Genomic DNA, 21,365 nt, shown 5'->3' with positions numbered 1-21,365 from the left:
CCAAATATGCTTTTTTCGGCATCGCTTTTTATTTTTATGTGATTATAAGTAGTCTATCATAACCGGATTTGGTATAACTAGAATAACCGAGACAGAATCTTTGGGGAAATTATTGACTTTGAAGTTGTTTTGTAGAGTCGCAACTACTTGTTCTGCCTTTTCCTTAGACTCGAAGAAATAGGCTTCTTCAAAATCAGTAATCCATTCAGGACTTTCATAGTCAGCCAAGAACAAGATAGTACCAGATTCGGTAGCAGCACCGATCGAATAATAGGCGTAACAGATAACAAATATGTGCTGAATTAAAGAAAAAGCATCAGCATTAGCGTTGCAAACGGGGGAGTTTGACATAAAAAAACCAGTAGCGAACTGGCAAAACGCTGCTGTCAGGTAAAAATTTAGGAAACAAGAGGCTTGAAGGTGTGGATTCTTGTCCAATCGAAACTGTTTCCGATGTAACTGTCGAATAAATGACTGTCACCGCGAAACAAAACCTTGTTGGCAGAAAACCAATGACTTTCGCCAGTACAATCCCGAACTAAGGTAAAGGAACGGGAATAGCAGGGGACGATCGGTAATTCAATTGCACCAACCGCCCAACCCGGACACCAAACATTTCCATAGTGAAAGAAACAGTCGTTTGGTTCTGGAAACCAAGTAATGTGTTCTTGAGTAATTTTTAAAGTTTCCATAGAATCACCAGACAATTGGTTTAAAAGTGTTGATTTTGGCCCAATCGAAAGCATTTGCTGAGTAAGTTTCAAAAAGATGAGTTTGACGATGGTTCTCGCCTCGAATGGCAACTTTATTAGCAGAAACCCAATGACAGCCACCTTCAGCATCACGAACCAAAGTCAAGCAACGGGAATAGCTAGTAGGAATCGGGAGCTCAATTTGACCGAGCGCCCAACCCGGACACCAATTAAAGGGATTGTACAAGAAGAAACAATCTTTGGGTTTCAGAAACAAATCAATGTGTTTCTGAGATGTTTTCTGTTTTTCCATCGTTTCTAGTGTTTCTACCGTTTCCATCGTTTTTGTTTCTCTTCAATTCAACTTCTGCAACAGCTTGATTGAAAGCTTCAGCGGTGGGTTCTTCAATGATACCGATCGAACAGAACCATCGGAGTTGGATAGTCCGTCCGCCTCGGCAGATAGTTTTTTCTGCGCTATGGCATAAGTGCTGGGAGCCACCATTGAGGAGTTGTTCGTAATAATATGCGAGTCTATCGGGGGAGAGTTCGATCGGTTTTTTCCCACCAAACGGGCATGAATAACAGCAGTTTGCTGGTACATTGTAAGCACTTAAATTTCTTGCCATTTGTTTTAGAGTAGTATGAGTTCTGACCTCCCAGTAGCATGAGAGGTCAGTGGGCAGTAGCTAAACAGATTCTGCAATTTTATATGCTGCTAAATAGATTGCGTCGGTACTTTGCGGGTGCTTGCCTTCTATCTGGTCGCTTATAGCTAGAGCTATTTTTATTCTTTGAGCTTCGGTTGGCGAAGGAAGCACTTGGTTCTGAAAATAGTACCCCGCAGTTGAATCAAAGAATCTGTTGAGGTCAGTTTCATATTTCAGAAACTTTACTAATTCCTCTAGATTCATCAGTTTTCACAGTGAGTTTTCAGATTGTGCCTAATTTGCAAAAGTCTGGAACAAGGCGAACATCCAGACATGGGCAGAACTCTTTCTTGGATTGATAAATAATGATGAGGGTAGATTCTCATAGTTCGGGAACAAAACATCATCACCCAAAAGCGAAGCACAACTGGATTGCTAAGTAACCCGCAACAAGAATCCCGGTCATGATGATTTTCCTTTTCCCTGGATTGTCAGCCCGTAAGAAGTGCAAAAGCTGACGTAGTATTTCTTCATAAACTGCTGTGATTATGAATAGCTAAGAATCGATCGAATAGATAGGCAACATGAATGCGACCGTTTCCGAAACAGGGCAAAATAAAGCTTCATGAACCTAGAATAGCAAAAAAATCTGTGACAAAATCTCCAGAGTTTGCTGATTTTATTTATGGATTATCTGAGGTTTTCAAGAATTTTGGTATAATTGTGACAGTATCCGTTCCATATTTGGAGAGATTACTACTGGAAGCGTGATGTTTGGTAGAATTCCATTGAGCTAAACTTTACCGCAGCGATCGTCCAACTAATCTTTTGAATCCGTGCCACAACTCGAACTTTTTCCTGAATTTCAACCCAAACCCAGCTATGCTAAATCTCCTCAGCTAACCATGAGTTCCCAGGCGCTAGAGTCTTGGAAACAACGCATTTTTGAACATCAACAATCTGAAGCCACCTCGCAATCGCAGCAGGGAACACTATTTGATTTAGCGCCAAATCCTTGTGACTCCAACAACATAGACCCCTTTGCCCTGGAACTGCACAACCTTTCATTCTGCGAGAAACCGGATTTGGGCGATCGTATTTGCCTCTATTTTGTGATTGATAATGAGCTTCCGTTGGTTTTGTATGTGGGAGAAACAGAGCGCACTCCCAAACAAAGATGGATGAGCCACGATTGTCACAGCTACATTGGCAACTACATCGAACTGCATCGGCGTTATTCCCTGGAGGTGAGCGTGGCTATAGCCTTCTGGTACGGAGCGCCAGCTAAGCGAAAACAGCGGCTCCAGTTAGAATCGGAGCTTATCTACAAGTGGCGATCGCCTTTCAACAAAGAATGCTGGCAGTGGTGGGGACAGCCATTCGGGAAATAAAACTGCTGCAATTTGGTATTTTAAAGTTAGAAACTATGTAGGAACCATCAGCCATCCCCCAATCAAATATGGACCGATTTGAATTTCAGCTAGCAATGCTGCAAAAAGGAGCAGAGGAAGTAGAGAAAAAAATAGCTAACTTTACAACAATCTTGATGCAATTAAAAACTGCCGCGATTACCATTTGGATAGCGTTGATTGGTTGGGTATTTGCCAACAAAATAAATGCGTTGGTTCCGCTAGGATACGTTATAATTTTTGGTTTTTGGTTTTTAGAAGCTACCTATTGGAGGGTGCAATTTTATTATATGCAAAGAGCCGCTGCCGTTACCGAATTTTTGAATGACGAAAGCGCCTTAGATAAAAGTTTTAATGCCCGTTCGATACCGGAAGGTCTAGTTCATCCGCTCGGTTCTTTGAAAATATTTAAAATGCCTTCTTTATGGAGAGCCATGTGCGCTCCATCAATCTATATTTTTTATACCTTTTTGTTGGCTGTTAATTCGGTCGTTTGGTTGATAACTACTTTATCAAACTTATCTAAAATTACCTAAAACTGTAAGAGATAAAGAGTGCTTATTTCCTACGCTGTTGGGTAGACGACTAATATCGTGTCCAGTTGATTGACTGTGATATGATCTGCAGTTAATTAACACCTCTAGCCAGACAAATCAGAGCGTAAGTTTTCATGCGCGAACTCTGGTGTTAATGGGCGAGTGATCGAGCCGATAGTCGCGGGTAAAAACAACGTTTCTCTCATTGATGTTGTCGCTCGGTTCATGTGGGAGCAACTGCACGCAATCTCGCTCGGCAATTAATGCGCGCCGGGGACTTCTTTCACGTCGTGGGGAAAAAGTAGATAGCCCACAGTTGACACGCTCAATTGCGAGTTCGGGAACGAGTTGTGAGCGAGCTTGCTGGCAGCGCATCTCGCCTTACATGGATAAAGCTTTTGGTTCCGGCTACCCATAGAAATTAGTCAAACCGCGTTCTCAGGTGTTTGAGATTTAATAGTTTTTGACACCGTTGGTATAAAACTGCTTCTAATCAGTCTAAACTACTAAAATAGCGATTGGCTATCGGTTCATTCGTCTGAAATATTGCCGCTCTCTTTGACTGCTGACTTTTTCACCATTGAGTTCGCTTATCCGCCATCAGGAGATTGTGGAAACTGGCGGCGCGACCGTAAGTTTCGATCGCACGATCGCAAAATTTACCCGTCGCGACCATTAGTGTTCACTCTTCTCATAAAGTTTTAATAGTCTGGAGATGAACAATGCCTTACGAACAGATTGATGACTTACCCTCGTCCGTTAAGGATCACTTACCTAAGCACGCTCAAGAAATTTTTCGAGCAGCTTTTAACAATGCTTTAGAAGAATATGGTGAAGAAGAGAGTGCATTCCGAGTCGCTTGGAGTGCAGTAAAACGTGATTACGAGAAGGGGGACGACGGAAATTGGCACCGCAAGCCCCAATAAGAGCATACTTTAAGGCGTTGCATAATTGCGGGATGATTTTGATTGTTTTGTGGGATGGGTGTTCTGCCCAAAGACGTGTATTTTCATAGCAAGCGGAACACCCCACAAGCATCATCCTCAAATTGTGCAACGCTATATTTTTTATACCTTTTTGTTTGCTGTTAATTCGATCGTTTGGTTGATAACTTTTAAAACAGCCCTCTAACTGGTCGAGAGCGCAACGTGCGATCGACCGAACAATATCTCTCATCCCAATTACTAGAAGTAGACGTATCTCCACCGACCTATGAAAAAGTACCTCAACCTCGCCACCGCCATTTTCGCCTCGTTCAGACCCAAATCCGAAATCCCCATAATCGACACCTACGGTCAATCCACGCTTAACCAAGACGAGCAGCAAGCTCTCATGGAATGGCTCTTTGCTAGTTTGATGGGCGCTGGGTACTTTGGCAAAGCTCACCTCATCTGGGACGATGGTCAAGATAGGGAACGAGAGATATTCACGGCATTGATGAGAAACGAGCCGATATTCCTGTATCGCCAAGAAGGAGCGCGACCTTCACCAACGGTTGAGGGATATTGCTGGCGGCTGATTGGCGAACATCCGAGTTTGCGGATGTATCAGTTAGAGATGGAAGTTGAGGGAGATTGAAGCATAACTCTGAAAGTCTGCTAGATAATTGAGAGCGCTTAGCCGTTACCGAGGACGCGAGCCCAGCCCTTTCAATTGCTTATTCCTTCTTTGAAAAGCTGCAAAACCTCCTAAAGCCATAAAGCTGCCAAAAACAGGAAATGCTATAAAAACCGGATTTAGGTAAATGCGAATGGAAGGTATCAGTAAAACAGTTCGGGATTGTTCCAATTCACAGAGATTGTTGAATAACTAAACAGTCCTTGAAAAAAGGGCGATTTCTGGCTGTTTGCGTAAGCCTTGTAGAGTATTTCGACAAAATCCATGAAAAACATTGTTTTTCGATATTCACTCTTGTGTAGTCTAGGAGTTTTAACCTTCGTGCCACTAACGGGAATACTCTCCCCAGATAGCAGTAGTAGTCAGCTTTCCCCATCAGTTGGTCAAAAGCAAGTTTCACGTAAACCTGCTCCCAGTACAAAGCAATACAAGAATTCGACGTATGGTGTTACCTTTAGTTACCCCAGCAATTGGCAACCTACAAAGGGCTATGAAGAACGCTTCAGCGGGGCGGATGGATTCTTCCAGATAACGGGGCTGTTGTCACCGCCACCGTCAACGATTCAGAATGTTTGTAAGGATGCACTGAATCATAGACTAAATCCCTATGGTACTCGTCCCCAGATGCAGAGGTTACAAATCCAGGGCCGCCCAGCGTGTTTAATTTTGCCTTCCTCTGACCAAGATCGGACAATGGAAAGAATGGCAACGCTGATTATCCGCTATCCCACACCTATTCGCCTGAATGGGACAAACTACAATCACCTTATGTTGTCTGCGGATAAGGAACACATTCGCCAGATTGCTAACAAGCTAAAATTTACAATGCCAAGGCGATAGTATAGCAAACGCCAAGGCTGTTAGAGCAACGATATCCTTGCTGGGGGCGATGGCAGCGATATCCTCAATGCTGGCAAAGGTTTTGACACTCTCAACAGCGGTTGGGGAAACGATCTATTTGTTTTAGGTGCCGGGTTGGGAGTTGATACGATCGCTGATTTCGCCAAGTCTCAAGATACCGTGCAATTAATCAATGGCTTGACCTTCCGACAGCTATCAATTTCGCCGGGAACTGACGGCACATTAATTACAGTAGCCGGCAGCGGTGAAGCTTTAGCTTCTTTGATAGGTGTTGCTCCCAATCTCATCGGTTCTGAAGATTTCATCTCAGTCTACAGATATAGCGATCGTCTTTCATTCGTAAATCCAACCAAGCCAGAATGGTCGTAGTGCCGGCACCATATTCGAGTGCAGTTTACAAATTATTTGCGATCGCTATAGTAAAGTGGTCATTTGTGAAATTACTTTTACTTAGCGAACCTGATTAAAATTGGCAAATAATCCTTGGCATTAATAGGTACAGTTATTGCATTTTTGCTGCTTGGTTCACAAGAAAGCAACAGCGAACTGAGCAAAATTCAGTTTTTCTGAGAAGCATCCAAAAAGTTGTTGCCGATCGAGAAACAGTTTCTGCGATTTCCAACAAAGCTGCCAATCCTTCTTGCCAGAATAAACCATATTTCAGATTCAAGACTATTGTTTGTAGTTGAATATGCCACCAACTTGTATTTCGCTGTTAAAATTTTTGAGGGTTATAATCCTAGCAGCTAAGTATTAATTCTTGCTACTTCCAAAAAAATAGAAACAAGTTTTTTTCTCAAAATAGTTTTGGCTATGCTAAGAGATGAAATTAGACTGAAGGGTGATACCGCTATAATGGTGACATATAATTGTTTCGCTTTAATTTTAATTACGAGGTCTTTTTATGCAAATTGAATTTTCAAGTATAATCTTTCCCGAGAAGGGTGATTTGGTCAGCGTGTCTGGGGACGAAGAAATACTTAATAACGACTTCACTGATACTCTTGCGAGCAAGGAATTAACCCTTAGTAATAGTATTAGCAGCACTCCCACAAGGATTAGCGGTTTCTACAACAGCGGGACATTAAATACTGGTGATAGTAACGACTTAATCGTTGCTGCGGCAGACTACGGCGACTCAATTCCTGATACTTACGACTACACGGTCAGCGGTATCCACAACACGGGTACGCTCAATACGGGTGAGGGTAACGACTTAATCCTCGGCATCCGTTACAAACAAGGAAAATACAGGTCGAGCGATCGTGATAGTAATGGCATTTTCAACGAAGGAGGCACCATTGATACGGGTGGTGGTGATGACATAATCACTGGCATTGCCCAGGGTTTTTTGAGCGTAGGAATCGAGCATAATTCAAACAACCCCAACTTGCAAAGCCAGATCATCATGAAGACTGGCAACGGTAACGACACGATCGGGGGTACTGGCGAATACATGGGCTTACGTTTTGGTTCCATCAATGGTTCCATCATTGATACTGGGGAAGGGGATGACGCAATCACTGGCACTGGTGGGTATTCTGGCACGGTTTTCTATTCGTCTTTTCTCAACACCGGCGAGGGTAACGACACAATCACTGGCATTTCAACTCAGGGCGACGCCATTGCTAATTCCTCCACCATCAATACCGGGGATGGCAACGATATAATCACTGGTACTAGCACTTACAGCATCGCCATCTCCAATACCGGCACCATAAATACTGGGGATGGCGATGATATAATTCTTGGCATTAGGACTGATAATCGCTTTGGCCCGACCATCGCCAACAGCGGTACTATTAATACTGGTAAGGGCGCGGACTCCATTACTACTGATAGCGGCTTTTCTAGCTTTGGCAGCATATTTTTAGGAAAAGGTACAGACTATATCAGGGGTTCTGGTTATGCTACTTTGTATGCAGGGAACGACCAAGATGCGCTGGAATTAACGTCAGGTCGCTATACCGTTGAAATATTGGGAACCGTGGTGAGTTTTACCAGTAGTAGTGGCACTATAAAAACTTCCGAGTTTGAAAAACTCATAGCTGGTAGCACAACCTATGACTTCAGCAGTTTAACCAATGGTCAAACAATTGTGGTCGCTTAGCAGTCTATTTGGGAGGTATGGGACAGCGACCCAACAGAAAAGTTTTTCTGTCCTAAAAGACCCTTGATTTTTTACTGATAACGCTTTTCTGCAATCTCCTGCAAGAATGAGAGTTTTGGTTGTGGGGATGGGTTGTGGTTGTTGGTTTATACTTGAGAGCCAACATACCTCCCTTCCCCTTTAGCCTTTATTAAAATCCACGTCTCACTTGAAAAATTAGTCAGTTCATCCATTCTAAACCCGACCTGATGTGTAAGCGGTCAATGCTTTCAGAAAGCCCCAGCAAACTACTGAGACACGAGCGACAATTACTTCAGTTTCAAAGCCCTTGATTGCACTTTAATCAGCAACTTTTCAGCAGTTTGTTGGAGGGCATCATCAGGGGGCATATCCTGAATGGCGAACGACCTCATTGCTGTATCTTTAAATTCTTGCAATAATAGCAGTTCATCAGGAGTCAACGAGCAGAATCGGGAATCGTAACGAGGCTTAATCAATAATTATCTCAGCCTCAGAGATCTATTTTGCCGATAAAAATGACTATTCTGAAGTCAAAGTTATGAATTTTATGAGTTGACTTTAAGAGTTATTTATTTAATAATGACTAAAATCCTCGCATCGGATATCGTATATGGCTAACTGGAATCTAAGTATACGCCGAATATTGCAAGTCTTAAAGCGGTTTTGGAACAAGCTGTGGGCATTGAGGGAACGGTTAGCCCGGACTTGTACCACGCTACAAAAACAATTGGACGATCGAGATCGGGGCAAAGCTTGGACGACGTATGCCAAAGCTTTGTCTCTGGCTAGCCAATGCGATGCACTCTCGGTAATTCAGATTGTGGTCAGGTTCGATCCGCTTTTTGATAACCAAGTTTTCAGATCAACCATTCCAGTTGGACGAGCACTTTCTATCCTGATAGACACAACACCTCAGACAACTCAGGGTCTTAATGCAGCATGGCGACTTTCCAAACGGTTAAATGAACAGGCATCTATTCGACAAGTACAGCAACAGATTTGCACAAAACTGGCTTCCTTGGGCGACACTAATGCGCTATTGGTCAGACTGCTAGAGCTACGAAATGAAGGGCTACTCACCTCAGCAGAACTTACCTCCATTCTTAAAATCTTTCTAGAAAAGCATTCTTTTGGGCTTCTTGATTCCTGGAGAGACTTTTTCACGCAATTTCAACCTGCTGACCTGCCTCAAATTCACCAGGTATATGCTGTTCTGCGTTATTACGAACGGGCCTCAGAATTGGCAGAAGCGGCTTTGGACTACCGCAGTGCAATCTGCTATCTCCAGTGTGTAACAGGTAAAAATGCTGCGCTCAGAATGCTGGCATTATCGCAGCAGTGGGGAGATACTGAGGCGATCGCCCTAGCGCACCAAAAAGTGGCTGAAAGTTTCTGGGAGGAAGGTAATCATGCAGAAGCTCTATTACACTTTCAGAAAGCAGACAACCCAGAAGGCACTAGCAATTGTTACCAACAACTGGGACAGTTTGACCTTGCGATCCAACACTCTCCTGTTGTTAGTTCTGACTGGATAAGATCGATTCGAGAGGCAATAGATAATGCAGTCCGGTTTCACTTAGAACGTCTTGAATTTTTGTCCGCTGTTCGCTTGCTAAAAGCGGTAGGAGATGCTTGGCGCAGCAAATCCCAAGATTCAACCATACAGGCTGAGGCTAACCGCACCCAACACTTGTTATCGGAAGTAGTCAGAACAGCCCGTTCCGCTTTTGAAGCTGAATTAAGGGCTTCTGAAGGTTTATCTGCAACATCAATTTTTAAACAAAGGAGCCTATTGGAAGAAGCAGCAGGAAATTATTTGGAAGCTGGATTGCAAGCCCAAAAAGCCCAAGATTACTTTGCAGCCTCTTTATTGTTCGAGAAAGCGAGTGCGTTTGGTCAGGCTCTTTCAGCTTTGGAAGCTGCGGAGCCCGATGCTCCAAATCCTCTCAAAAAAGCACAGCTTCTGGAACAGGGAGGAGACTTTTTCATGGCAGGGCTGCTCTACGAGGGTTTAGGAGAAACGGAGCAGGCAATCGCTATGTACGAGCAGGCAACAGAGTTTTGGCGGGCAGCCCAATTGCGTCGGCAACAGCTTGGTGATGAGCAAGTGATTTTTGATGACCGCTTTCAAGAATTACTAACAAAAGCAGGGCGAGTCGAGCAACTGGCAGAACTTTGTGCAGCAAAAGCCAGCGATCCTCAACGAGCAACCGATGAAAAAGCGCGGTTATGGCGTCGGATACGAGATTTAGGAGAGCGCAATCTGGTTGAGCAGAAGTGGCTAGATATTGTGGCAATCGAGCTTCCTGGGATTGAGGTACTGGATCGGCGTAGATTTGAAGACCAGGCATTTGCCTGGGTACAAGCTGCCAGCCGAGAAGTTTTGGCAGACTATATTGATGCAATTGGGCTGGATTTGGGTACAAGCAATAGCGTAGTCTGTGTCTACAACAAGCGGAGCTGTGAGCCAGAGGTCGTAGAATGGCAGGGGCGGCGGCAAATTCCATCGGTCTTTGCGATCGACCAGCAAGGACGGGAATTAATTGGTTTATCAATCTTAGAATTACTAGGCAAGTCTCCTCGTGCCATTATTACTAAAGCTAAGCGGGAGATGGGAACCGAGCGAAAATTTAGAGCAGGAGGTCAGGATTATCGTCCAGAAGAAATAGCTGCCCGCATCATTAACCATACCCGTGAGTTAGCCAGAGAGCATCTGTATAAAAAAATTGGCGAAAAAGTTTCTGCGCGAGCGATTCGTGTGATGGGTCAAGCTCCACCCTCAGATTGGGTGAAAGAGTTTCTGAGAAAGCATCCTCCGAGCATTCCATTAGCTAATGTGGCGATTACCGTCCCAGCTTACTTTAATGACGCGCAGAAACAAGCCACCCGAACGGCTGGAATCTTAGCAAATGTCAACATTATCCGGCTCATTCACGAGCCAACAGCAGCGTGTTTGGCTCAAGGAATTCGCCAACAAAGGGAAAATGAAACAATTCTAGTTGCTGATTTAGGAGCAGGTACGTTTGACTTATCGATTATAGAAGTAGATCAAAATGTTTTTGAAGTGCTGGCTATTGAGGGAGATAATACCCTTGGTAGTGCCGATTTAGATGAGCTATTATATGCTCATTTTATAGGCGTAATTGCAGCAGAAACTGGGCAAGAAGTTTACAGCAATAGTCAAGCCGCCACTCGTTTGCGTCAAGCTTGTGAAGAACTAAAAATAGAACTTTCTGCTTGCAATAGTTGGACAATCGACTTACCGCAACTTGTGGGCGATCGCAATGTTGAGTTGACCTTAACACGAGCAGAGCTGGAACATCTTGCATCATCTTGGTTAGAACGGATTCAAGCAGCCTGCCAAAAAATCACTCACAAACCAGATCGCATTCTATTAATCGGCGGAGGAGCAATTATGCCTGCTGTCCATCGCTGTATTCAAAGTGTATTTAAACTCACACCTGGTTCAGATGTCGATCCTCTAACTGCGGTGGCGCGGGGAGCCGTCCTACAAGCTGCTATTTTGATGGATGCTTTACCCGGATGGTTATTGTTGGATGCTGTACCATTTAGTCTTGGCATCAAATGCCAAACTGAACCAGGACAATTCAAGTTTGATTCAGTCATTACTAAACACACCACTATTCCTACAGATAAAACGCAACGCTATACAACAATAGAAGATAATCAAACTCAAGTCCGAATTGAAGTTTTTCAGGGAGAATCGCCGATTCCTGAAGAAAATTTCAAGATTGGACAATTTATCCTGCAAGGCATTCCCTTGGCAGCAGCAGGTGTTCCCCAAATTGATGTCACGTTTAAAATTGATGCTAATTGCCTGCTAACTGTAACTGCCCGCGATGCTGCCACTGGAAATCAACAGAGCATTACAATCGCCGATTCTCATCTATTGACACCTGCTCAAACGGCTTCTCTTCAGGGTAGATTTCGAGATTCGCAGCTTTATCAAACAATGCTTGGACGATTAGAAAAACTTGTGGCAGAATTGACAGTTATACTTCGTGAGGCAGAGCAGACCGATATTCTTGGATTGTCGGTTCGTTTACAGGAACGACTTCGCTCTTATGAGCGGTACAGAGAGCAATATTTGCCAACGGATAGAGATAATGAGGTCTTTTTTGAGGTTTATCGCGGTCGCAGTGAAGCAGAGATGAAAGTAAGGCTTGCCCTAGATCAATGGGGTACTTTGAGCCGGAGTATACAAACTTGGCTACAGAGCTATAGTTCATTCAATTGGCGTTCTACAGAACTTGAAAATCAAGTGCAACAGTTGGTGGATGAGGGCGATCGACTATTCCTGCGAGCCCGCGATGCTATGCTGAATATCACAGAGATTTCTGCAACTTACCACAAATGGCTGAGTACAATTGAGAACCTCTCTATTAATCCTGAAGGAGATGCCGAAGCGCTCGCTCAATACTTTATTAGCCTGAATCGTTACTCAGAAGCACTCGCCCAATTTCAGCGAATCAATGCTCCCTTATCTTTACCTCAGCTTGAATTGAAGCTAGAAATTTTAGCACGTTCCCGACAACATCAAGCTTATACATCCCTACTTCTAGACCGCGCTGAAGAATTGAAAGTTCACAGTCCCGATTTTGAAAACCTCAATCGCTCAGTTTCTATCTATGCCTCTTCAGTTGTTTGGATTCAAGTCAATTTAGGAGGACTTGTTGCAAGTGGTAGTGGTTTTGCTATTGGTTATAGTCAGGTGGCAACAAACCGTCACGTTCTCATAGATCGAGTAACAGGAAAATGTGTGGCGCCAGAAGCTATTTGCGTCGTCACAAAAGAAGGTAGTTGCCAAGTTGCAGCCATTCATTTACCTACTTGGGGAGCAGATGACGTAGCAATTCTAGATTTAGTAGTATCAGAACAGTCACCTATCGTGCCTTTGCGATTAGGTTTTTCGGAATTAGTTGAGGTAGGAGAACGAATTATGACGGTTGGTTTTCCATCTCCTGAAAGTGGTGGATTTGAAGAAAATCTTTATTGCAATACTGGACTGGTTAACCGAATCCGACAGAATCAATTCTGTACTGAGCGAGTGCTAGAGGTCAGCATTCAACTTCAAGGAGGAATCAGCGGTGCTCCCCTTTTAAATCGGTTAGGAGAGGTTATAGGACTTTTAACATTTTGGACAGACCGAAGACCGGAGCCCAAGAGTGGGCAATTTTACAGTGAGCAGTCTTTCTACGCTATTCCGGTTGAGATTTTACGCCGTCTTTCTACGAGCATTCGACAACGCTTGAATAACTAAGTGTATGAGTTGCAGGTGGAAGTTGAAGGAGATTGAGGGCGATCGAAATCGCAATCGACGAAGACAGTTGCCAAGGTTGCTGTAACCAAAGCCACGATGACCCGCGCTCGCCCGAACTGCACCCATCCCGCGATTGAGCGAACCGATAAGACGCACTAACCGCAATCCACGGGTAGCCCGTAAGAGTTGAACCAGCCAAGATTTTTACGTCGTGTCCTATGCAAGCGCCTATCTCGGCTATACCCCATGTTGTCGCCCCACAAACCTGAGCGCACAATCGCTTTTATAAGGATGCTATTTCTGTAAGTCAGCCATTCTCAGCCTTCAATTCAGGCAGCAGCAAATTTTGATGGAAGTGTCCCAAAGTTTTGCTACCTGCAAAAAGGAGTATTTATGGCTCGGAACCCCAGTCAAGATTGTTTGGCTCTTATCAAAGAATCAGAAGGTTTGTACCGCAAGCTTCCAGATGGAAACATTGAAGCATATGCTGATCCAGTTGGAGTCTGGACGATCGGGTACGGTTCAATTTTTCACATTGATGTGGGCAGACCTGTTAAAAGAGGAGATGTAATTACTAAAACTGATGCTGCACGGTGGTTGCAGGTGGAAGTAGACGAGAAAGCAGATGCAGTAAACACACTGTGCAAGGTTGATTTGACTCAAGGAATGTTTGATGGTCTAGTTTCATTTGCATATAACGTGGGAACTGAGACTAAAGGCTTAAAGGGTTCAACACTTCTGAAGAAACTCAATAGCAAGGACTATGAAGGTGCCGCACGCGAGTTTGCTCGCTGGATTCATGGAGATGGCAAAGTTCTTCCAGGATTGGTCATTCGTCGCAATAAAGAAGAAGCGCTATTTCGACGAGATGGGTTTCCTGGCACTATTACTCCCACACCAGATACTACATTTCCAGACACCCCTTGGCAGGAACCAAAACTTCCACTAGAGATCAATCGCACTTTGGTCATTGGAAATTCTGGCGAAGATTGCTTCATTTTGAATTGTGCATTAGGAAAGCTTGGATACCTTGCCGATGGCATTCAGCCTGGTAAGTATACTTCCGTCACTGAAGAGGCGATCAAATGGTTCCAAGGCGAAAACGATCTCGAAGTAGATGGAAAGTTTGGACCCAAAACAAAGGCAGCCTTGGCAACGGCATTGACGAACGCTGTGCGACGTGTGCCTCCTCCGATGTTGGAGCGAGTTTACTGTCGTTTGACCCGTACTGGTACAACGGCATATGCGGGTCTTGAGAAGTTGCTGCTAGAGTTTGTTGATCCAAAGGGAAGAGTTCTCGCGGAGCTTGATGTGATTTCAGGCGCACCTGGAGCACAGGAGTTTAGATCTCCTGAAGATCCACTGAGCTTCCCTATGAATCTTGAGCCTATTCCTCAAGCGCGCTATACCATTGGAGACATTGATTTTGCTGGTGGCAAGGATAACTACAAAGATGTACATTTCCATGAGGCAAACGGGATTGGTCCAGTTTGGGTTCCTCTTATCAAGACGCGACCTGACGATCGTGACAATTTTGGCTTCCACATGGATTGGAACCGGAGTAGTTCTCCAGGGAGCGCAGGCTGCGTCTGTGTGGGAACAGAACCAGAATTGAAAAATTTAGTTGCTCTTCTACGTCGATATGATCCTCGCGATCTATTTGTAGACTGGGGAATCCGCTAGATACTTGAAAGCTAGCCTTTTGAGGGTGGAGCCGTTCTGCCCTCAAACTATGGACTCCTTAACATTGCCTGTACGATAGCCCTGATTAAATGGAGTCTTTAGGATTATCGAGGGGATAGTTTTCTTGTAGCAGCCGATCTGTTGCTTCTACTTCTGAAAGCTGTTCAACAAAATACTCATAAACGATATCATTGAACAACTCATGAACAACACTCTTAGCGTTATCCAAACGAGTTTGATAATCTTCATGAATAGAATCTCTGCGTAGATTCTGGCGAACATTTATGTCAGAATATCGTTTCTGCTGGCTTTCATTACGAATCTCCTTCATCCAGGTTGTATGTAGCGTTAGTGCCAAGTTGAGTGATTGGCAATCAGACGGAGCACTTAAACGATAGATAGGCTTCTGAAAGCAGTCAGCATGAAATATCCAAAATTCGTCACAAGACTCTTTTTTGTTGTTTAGGTTATCAGATAGGACAGTACAAACAATGAAACCGTGCTTAGATGGATCGTTCCCAGCTAGCGGTGCAGCGCTAGGAATGAATTGAGGTGAAGAGGCAAAATATCCTGATGGAAACTGAAAAGAGTCTACGATCGTCATCGTTTGAGTATCGAGTCGCAACAAGGTCAGAGGCTTATCCTGTTCGGGGAGGTTCTCGATTGGGATTGCCCTGTATCCTCTGGATTTGTAAACATCATAAAGCTGCTGCGGAACTAACTCCCAACTAAACCCCCAAGTGATCCAGTAAATGTTTTTAACTTGTGCTTCCTGGTTGTCTATGTCATCACGACAAAGTTCACTATGAGTGTAGATTGACGGAGACCAAGTTGCCTCAGCATCTCGAAGAACTTGAATTTTCTCAATCTCACCGCTACTGCCATCAATTACATACTTTGCTAACGCTCCAAGATCTGTTGTTCCAACCTGCATTCCCTCTAAATCAGACCGAAGGCATGGTTTTCCTGGAACAGAGCGATCGTATCTTGTGATCCACTCCGTTACATCCCAACCGTTGGGATGACCAACATGAAGTGTAATTTTTCCTTCAGTATTGCTGTAATCAGCAGCAAAGTGAGAAATTTCATAGGGTATAATAATCTGTTTTGCAGGCAGAGGTTTGGGTGGCTCACTTGCTGTGCAGAAATCATATTCTTTCATGTCTTCTCTATCAACAACATACAAAATTCCTTTAGGCAGAGGCAGAATATTTCGTAGAAATTTTGCACGAACCAATGCACCTAATGACCAATATTTTCTAAAAAAGCTTAACTTAAGAAACCCTACAAAAAACGGTGAAAAGATTTGCGAGAATTCCATCTTAAATGCAATATCAGCAAAGATGATAAAACGTTCTGTGATTGCAATTTGATGAAGCGATTGTTCAACGATAATAGGTTGGTCTTTCTGCGGGCCGTCTGCGAAAACTAGCCGCCAACGCTTCAAGCGAGGTTCTTTAGGCTTATCGGTTTCATTATCGTAAGATTCTCCTTTGTAGTCAGACTCTGAACCGTTACCCCAAAAGCGATAGTAGATCAAGTCAGTGAACCGACCGAACTGTTCCTTAGCGTTCGCTTCTCCCTTGAGCAGTTTATTGATTTGGTCAAATATCCAGTTCACTGGTCTTCGGTACAGCCCGTTATATCCTGTTGAGTAATTGGTGGTAAAAAACCCTGGTTCTGATGCTGTAATGCCATCAATTTTTGTAAGGTCAGTAGCAGGATGAGCAGAGTTAATATAAACGTCAAATGGATAGCTTCCAGCCACCCAAGAAACAAAGCGAGAAACAATCGGCAGAATGCCCAGCCACTGGTCGGTTGATCCGATTGGCGCAATCAGTTCTAAGGAATCAGGATCAACCTCATAGGGACGACCTGCATCGATTGTGACAATTAAGCGATCGCCAACACGAAGGAATGCAGTGTTAAGTTGATTCCTCCCTCCTAGAAGCAAGCTGAAACGACTGGGACCTCCATTGCGAAAAGCTGCAAAGTATGACCACAGCCAATGTCGTTTAGAAAATGTGGTTTCAGGCTTCCATACCGTGTTATCACTCGCTCCGGTAATTGCAATATCAGCGTAGTAGCAGGGCGTTTTTGTAATTCTGGTTTTGAGAATTGCTTTATTATGCTCAAATCCTAAGCGGTAGATCATCCCATCGCCCGTGTATAGTGGTGTGCCGTCTTCTTGAGGTCGATCGTCAGCTTGAAACAAAGCACCCACAACGAAAACATAACCATGCAATCCTGGAGGCAATTCAACAGCATCTCCCTCCTCCGCTAGTTCCCAATATCCTTGAGCGTTTTTAACGTACTTGCGAACTGCCAGCGGCAAGTCTGTAATTTCTTCTCGGCTTGTCTTGATGACCGACCTTGGCACAAAGTTTTTTCTACAAGGCTCACCAACAAATTGCGCCTGTCGTCGCTTCATATTGCTCCAAGTTCTCTTAGTGTTGTTTCCTGTGCCAAGGTCAAGCCCCTGACTCCGGTGATTTGCATTCCTTCATAGGGACGTTTAGGCTTCAGCGTTGCTAAACAATCTCCTGTCTCCACATCCCAAACCCGAATCGATTCATCTTCACTGGTACTAATCAACTTTCGGTCATCAGGACTAACTGCAATAGCCCAAACCCAATTGGTATGTCCCCTCAACGTATTTAAGCACTGTCCTGTTTGACTATTCCAAACCTTAATCGATTGATCAGAACTAGCGCTGGCAACAGTTTGATTATCAGAGAAAAATACGGCTCCCATGACCCAGCCTTGATGCCCTTGCAGCGTTTGCAGACATTCTCCCGTCTCGACATCCCAGACTTTCAGCGTTTGATCCAGGCTAGCGCTGACGAGTCGATCGCCTTTGCGGTTGAACGAAATCGTGCCCACTCGCGCTTTGTGTCCAGTCAGGGTGGCGTAGCATTCTCCTGTGGAAACATTCCACAGTTTGATCGTACAGTCATCGCTACCGCTAGCAAGAATGCTACGGCTAGGATGAAAGGCGACTGTGGGGACGCGATCATTGTGCCCAGTCAAAGTAGCAGAGCACGTCTTAGTATGCAATCGCCACAGTTTGATTGTTCGATCAAAGCTGCTACTAGCAAGAGTTTTTCCATCGGGGCTGAACGCAAGTCCCCATACTTCATCACTATGCCCTTCAAAGACAGCGACACATTTTTTATGTCGCCAGTCCCAGACCTTGACTATGCTATCCATTCCGCCACTGGCTAGCAGTTTGTTATCAGGATGGAAAGCTAACGACAAAATGCCGGTTTCATGCGCTTTTAACTCCTGGCACTGATTGTCAACGCTACTCCAAATTCGCAAGGTTTTGTCCTTGTGCCCGGTGGCAAAAAACTGACCGTCTAGACTTAACACCAGAGAACGCACCCAGTTAGAGTGTCCAGTTATAGTTGTTAAACAACGACCTGTCTCAACATTCCAAAGCGAGATCGTCTGATCTTCGCTACCCGTTGCAATACTCTGTCCATCAGGACTAAACACTGCTCTCCAAATCTGGGTTGTGTGTCCCCCTAACGAGCGTAAGCAATCCCCTGTTGTAGCATCCCAGATTTTTGCGGTGCAGTCTGCACTACAGCTCGTGAGTAACTGACCATCCGAATTCCAGGAAATTCCCCAAACCCATCCAGTGTGACCTTCCAAAATCCTTACGCATTGCCAGTCACCCACTCGCCAAATACGGATAGTACGATCGCAGCTTGGACTTGCCAACCATTGCCCATCGGGGCTGAAGTTGAGTCCTGTCACCCAGTTGGTATGCTCAGTTAGTATCTGAAGGCAAACTCCCGTTTGGGCATCCCAGATTCGGATCGTGTTGTCAAAACTACCGCTTGCTAAAAGATTGCCGCAGGGACTGAAGCTGGCAGCCAGAACTCCAGCAGAATGACCTTCGAGCAGGGCTAAACAAGTTCCGTCACTAGCATTCCATAAGCGGATAGCACGATCATAGCTAGCACTAGCAATGACTTGACCGTCAGGACTAAACGTAACGCTGTATACACTATCCCCATGCCCGCTGAGAACATTTTTGCACGTTCCTTCAAATAAGTCCCATACTCTTAAGGTTCCATCATCGCTTGCGCTAGCCAGTAGTGCGCCCGTTGGGTCAAACGAAATTCTTCGTACCCAGTTTGTATGTCCTTGAAGGGTTAGGAGGCGTTGTCTATCTGTTACGCTCCACACTTGAATTTCGCAATTTGTGCTGCTTGTGGCTAGCGTCAGCCCATCTGGGCTGAACTGGATGGAGAGAATCCCACCAAAAATTTGAGTGAATGACGAATCAATGAACTCGGAGTGCGAAAAATTCACATCGTGCAACTCGATGTCCTGTAGAAAGGCTTGACGAACCACTAACTCGGAAAAGTCATATCCTGAAAAGCTCAAATTTAGAAAACGGTACAGATTGAGAAAGTTACCCGTTGCATAGCCTAGTTTCAGTTCATCCTCATGCCGCACTGCCTCTAACGAGGTATCTAATCGCTGACGAAGGGCTGTTTCTGTTCTGAAATACTTTTGTAATTCCTTGATCAGGGGTACAAGAATCAATCGAACTTGCGATTCTCTTACAAAATCCCTGGTCTGAGCTTTGATTAAAGCGACAGTATTGAGTAGCGCAATTTGACCCGTTTTAATTTCCTGAAAAATTTGCTCAAGCAGATGATTTGTGATGTATTCCATCACAACGGGCTGCTGTGTAAAATAGTCTAAGCGTTTTTCAATCAGAGAACGACGTTGTAGTGAATTGAGTGCTTCCAGTAGCTCTCTTGCTGTCACTGTTGGAAAAAGGTTCTCGCGCAGATCATTCAGCGATGTCCAATCTCGCTCAATTGCTAGCCAATACATGATCTGTTTTTCTACAGCAGTCAGTCGATTGAACTGCTCACTCAATAGCTTCCAGATATCTCCAAAGAAAAGGATTTCTTGTCTTAGTAGTTCAGCAACATTGCCGTCGAAAAATTCTTGAAGAGTCGTGGAAATAACTTTTAGGGCCAATGGATTACCACCATACCGCCCAATCAGAGGTTCTAATTCAGCTTCTGAGCCAGAATATCCTTGAACCTCAAAAACTTTGTATCCTTCTACTTCACTCAAACCATTCAGTCGCAAAGATCGCACAGGGGCGTTAGATCCTTCTAGCTGAACTAATTCAGCAGGCTTTTCTCGGCTAGTCAGAACGACACAACTCTGATGATGTGTTTCGCCAATGCACTTTAGTAGTGAGCCATAGTTTTCATACCCAACTCTATATGCTCCTGCCTGAACTCCTTCTTGAAGGATTGTCTCGCAGTTGTCTAAAACCAATAAGCATCGCTGCTGAAGGCATTCTAAAAAATTTGCAATCTGCCCATCTAGTGTTTCGGGTAATTTAGCAACTGGCGTGGGAGTCAGAAACTGAATCAAATCTACCAAGAGAGCGTCTAACGGGGGAGCGTTTCGCAGCGATCGCCAGATCACGTAATCAAAGCTCTCTTCAACTTGATGCGCTAGCTTAACAGACAAGGTTGTTTTACCAATTCCTCCAACCCCAAATACCGTAATTAGCTTGCACTGTTCCTGAAGAACCCACTGCTCCAACGTCGCTAGCTCCGCTTCTCTACCGAAAAAAAAGGAAACGTCTGGAGCACCTCTTAGGTCTCTAGATCTTCTTACAGCGTTAATGCTTAAATTCTGGCTGCCAGTTGCTGAAAGATCGAAATCCATTTCAGCAATCTCTTGACTGTCCACAGACAGCCTAAGACATATTTCTTCAAAAACTGCCCGATCAACAGGTTTACCCGTCAGGAAATTAACGACTGTAGAACGAGCTAAGCCCAGCTCCTCGGCTAGCGCTTGCTGGCTTGGAAAGCCGTTTCGTCTCACCGATAATTTGACCCTTCCGATACAGTCTTGGCGAACCCTGAGCGATCGTGGCATATTCTTGTTTTTGATGTGATCAAATTTTAGATGATAATCGCTCAAAAGTCAGCCTAACTCAGTCATTCTCAGGCGCGAACTCAGTTAACAGTCATGTTTCATTAAATTATTGCCACCGATACCAATCAACGGCGATTTGCAGAAAGCTGAAACTAGATTTCTAACTTCCTGCAAAAATCTAAAAACTTTCTACTCAGGAGAACTAATGGTATGAAACGGTTTCTTGCACTCGCATCTGCTGCTCTCGTTCTCAGTGCTTCTGCCACGCTTGTTGCCGGATCGATCGTAATCAACGGTCAGCCGGCACAAGCAGAGCATGAGGTTGTCAACTAGATGAAGTATGCCTTTTGTCTATGAATGTAAGCTTCGCTCGTTATTCATAAACAAAAGGCATTACAGCTTGAAAATTTGCACAAATATTATATTAATAATGAGGTACTTTTTCTTCTGTGTATGATTCTTATGCAGATCGTATTGAGTTTTTAACAACGGAACTACATTTGCAACTTAGCTTTTTTAAACTTACTGGCTCACTAACAATTTACGATACTGCAAACCTTGGCGTTACAACCTATGA

At 44.3% G+C, this 21,365-nt stretch carries 17 protein-coding genes and 1 pseudogene; 10 read left to right on the top strand and 8 right to left on the bottom strand.

Going from position 1 to position 21,365, the window contains the following annotated elements:
* Positions 1 to 42: 42 nt before the first annotated feature.
* The 5 genes from QUB25_RS24970 to QUB25_RS24950 all read right to left on the bottom strand — a co-directional run bounded on the left by QUB25_RS24970 (position 43) and on the right by QUB25_RS24950 (position 1,606).
* Positions 43 to 351 carry a hypothetical protein gene (locus QUB25_RS24970; RefSeq protein WP_333187292.1) on the bottom strand — a complete coding sequence of 103 codons (309 nt, stop codon included), beginning with the start codon at positions 349 to 351 and terminating at the stop codon, positions 43 to 45.
* A gap of 47 nt (positions 352 to 398) precedes the next feature.
* A complete protein-coding gene (locus tag QUB25_RS24965) occupies positions 399 to 692 on the bottom strand; it encodes a hypothetical protein (RefSeq protein ID WP_333187289.1) in 294 nt (97 codons plus the stop codon).
* Positions 693 to 696: 4 nt separating this feature from the next.
* Complete coding sequence (locus QUB25_RS24960) at positions 697 to 1,032, bottom strand: hypothetical protein (protein WP_333187286.1); 336 nt, start codon at positions 1,030 to 1,032, stop codon at positions 697 to 699.
* 15 nt (positions 1,033 to 1,047) lie between these two features.
* Positions 1,048 to 1,296, bottom strand: coding sequence for a hypothetical protein (locus QUB25_RS24955; protein ID WP_333187284.1), 249 nt, complete (start codon positions 1,294 to 1,296; stop codon positions 1,048 to 1,050).
* Between the two features lie 85 nt (positions 1,297 to 1,381).
* Positions 1,382 to 1,606: a hypothetical protein gene (locus QUB25_RS24950; protein WP_333187283.1), complete on the bottom strand. Its 225-nt coding sequence runs from the start codon at positions 1,604 to 1,606 to the stop codon at positions 1,382 to 1,384.
* Positions 1,607 to 2,178: 572 nt separating this feature from the next.
* On the opposite strand from QUB25_RS24950, the gene QUB25_RS24945 reads away from it, so the two are divergent.
* The 7 genes and pseudogenes from QUB25_RS24945 (at position 2,179) to QUB25_RS24915 (ending at position 7,875) form a co-directional block, all read left to right on the top strand.
* Positions 2,179 to 2,733, top strand: coding sequence for a GIY-YIG nuclease family protein (locus QUB25_RS24945; RefSeq protein WP_333187281.1), 555 nt, complete (start codon positions 2,179 to 2,181; stop codon positions 2,731 to 2,733).
* Between the two features lie 68 nt (positions 2,734 to 2,801).
* The gene (locus QUB25_RS24940) at positions 2,802 to 3,287 is read left to right on the top strand and encodes a hypothetical protein (RefSeq protein WP_333187278.1); all 486 of its coding nucleotides are present in this window, start codon (positions 2,802 to 2,804) and stop codon (positions 3,285 to 3,287) included.
* A 722-nt stretch (positions 3,288 to 4,009) separates the two neighbouring features.
* Positions 4,010 to 4,213 (top strand): ChaB family protein, encoded by a 204-nt coding sequence (locus QUB25_RS24935; RefSeq protein ID WP_333187275.1) that lies wholly within the window; start codon positions 4,010 to 4,012, stop codon positions 4,211 to 4,213.
* 286 nt (positions 4,214 to 4,499) lie between these two features.
* Positions 4,500 to 4,865, top strand: a complete 366-nt coding sequence (locus QUB25_RS24930) for a hypothetical protein (protein WP_333187272.1) — start codon at positions 4,500 to 4,502, stop codon at positions 4,863 to 4,865.
* Between the two features lie 912 nt (positions 4,866 to 5,777).
* Positions 5,778 to 5,867: pseudogene (locus QUB25_RS24925) on the top strand (hypothetical protein); the annotation flags it as partial.
* Positions 5,868 to 5,924: 57 nt separating this feature from the next.
* Positions 5,925 to 6,134 (top strand): hypothetical protein, encoded by a 210-nt coding sequence (locus QUB25_RS24920; protein ID WP_333187269.1) that lies wholly within the window; start codon positions 5,925 to 5,927, stop codon positions 6,132 to 6,134.
* A gap of 535 nt (positions 6,135 to 6,669) precedes the next feature.
* Positions 6,670 to 7,875, top strand: a complete 1,206-nt coding sequence (locus QUB25_RS24915) for a hypothetical protein (RefSeq protein WP_333187266.1) — start codon at positions 6,670 to 6,672, stop codon at positions 7,873 to 7,875.
* A 308-nt stretch (positions 7,876 to 8,183) separates the two neighbouring features.
* On the opposite strand, the gene QUB25_RS24910 is transcribed toward QUB25_RS24915, so the two are convergent.
* A complete protein-coding gene (locus QUB25_RS24910) occupies positions 8,184 to 8,372 on the bottom strand; it encodes a hypothetical protein (RefSeq protein ID WP_333187263.1) in 189 nt (62 codons plus the stop codon).
* A gap of 134 nt (positions 8,373 to 8,506) precedes the next feature.
* On the opposite strand from QUB25_RS24910, the gene QUB25_RS24905 reads away from it, so the two are divergent.
* Positions 8,507 to 13,177 (top strand): Hsp70 family protein, encoded by a 4,671-nt coding sequence (locus tag QUB25_RS24905; protein ID WP_333187260.1) that lies wholly within the window; start codon positions 8,507 to 8,509, stop codon positions 13,175 to 13,177.
* A 393-nt stretch (positions 13,178 to 13,570) separates the two neighbouring features.
* On the top strand, positions 13,571 to 14,860 hold the full coding sequence (locus QUB25_RS24900) for a glycoside hydrolase family protein (protein WP_333187257.1): 1,290 nt from the start codon (positions 13,571 to 13,573) through the stop codon (positions 14,858 to 14,860).
* Between the two features lie 85 nt (positions 14,861 to 14,945).
* Here QUB25_RS24900 and QUB25_RS24895 read toward each other — a convergent pair whose 3' ends face one another.
* Positions 14,946 to 17,291 (bottom strand): carotenoid oxygenase family protein, encoded by a 2,346-nt coding sequence (locus tag QUB25_RS24895; protein ID WP_333187254.1) that lies wholly within the window; start codon positions 17,289 to 17,291, stop codon positions 14,946 to 14,948.
* The gene (locus QUB25_RS24890; RefSeq protein WP_333187251.1) at positions 17,288 to 20,788 is read right to left on the bottom strand and encodes a WD40 domain-containing protein; all 3,501 of its coding nucleotides are present in this window, start codon (positions 20,786 to 20,788) and stop codon (positions 17,288 to 17,290) included. The genes QUB25_RS24895 and QUB25_RS24890 overlap by 4 nt, the downstream gene beginning before the upstream one ends.
* A 210-nt stretch (positions 20,789 to 20,998) precedes the next feature.
* Between QUB25_RS24890 and QUB25_RS24885 the strand changes: the two genes are divergently transcribed.
* The gene (locus QUB25_RS24885; RefSeq protein WP_333187248.1) at positions 20,999 to 21,121 is read left to right on the top strand and encodes a hypothetical protein; all 123 of its coding nucleotides are present in this window, start codon (positions 20,999 to 21,001) and stop codon (positions 21,119 to 21,121) included.
* The last annotated feature ends 244 nt before the right edge of the window (positions 21,122 to 21,365 follow it).

Origin of the sequence: Microcoleus sp. B3-D7 (assembly GCF_036705305.1) — a bacterium.
In the GTDB taxonomy this organism is placed as follows: Bacteria; Cyanobacteriota; Cyanobacteriia; order Cyanobacteriales; family Microcoleaceae; genus Microcoleus.
This window is presented reverse-complemented; position numbering and strand designations above follow the sequence as displayed.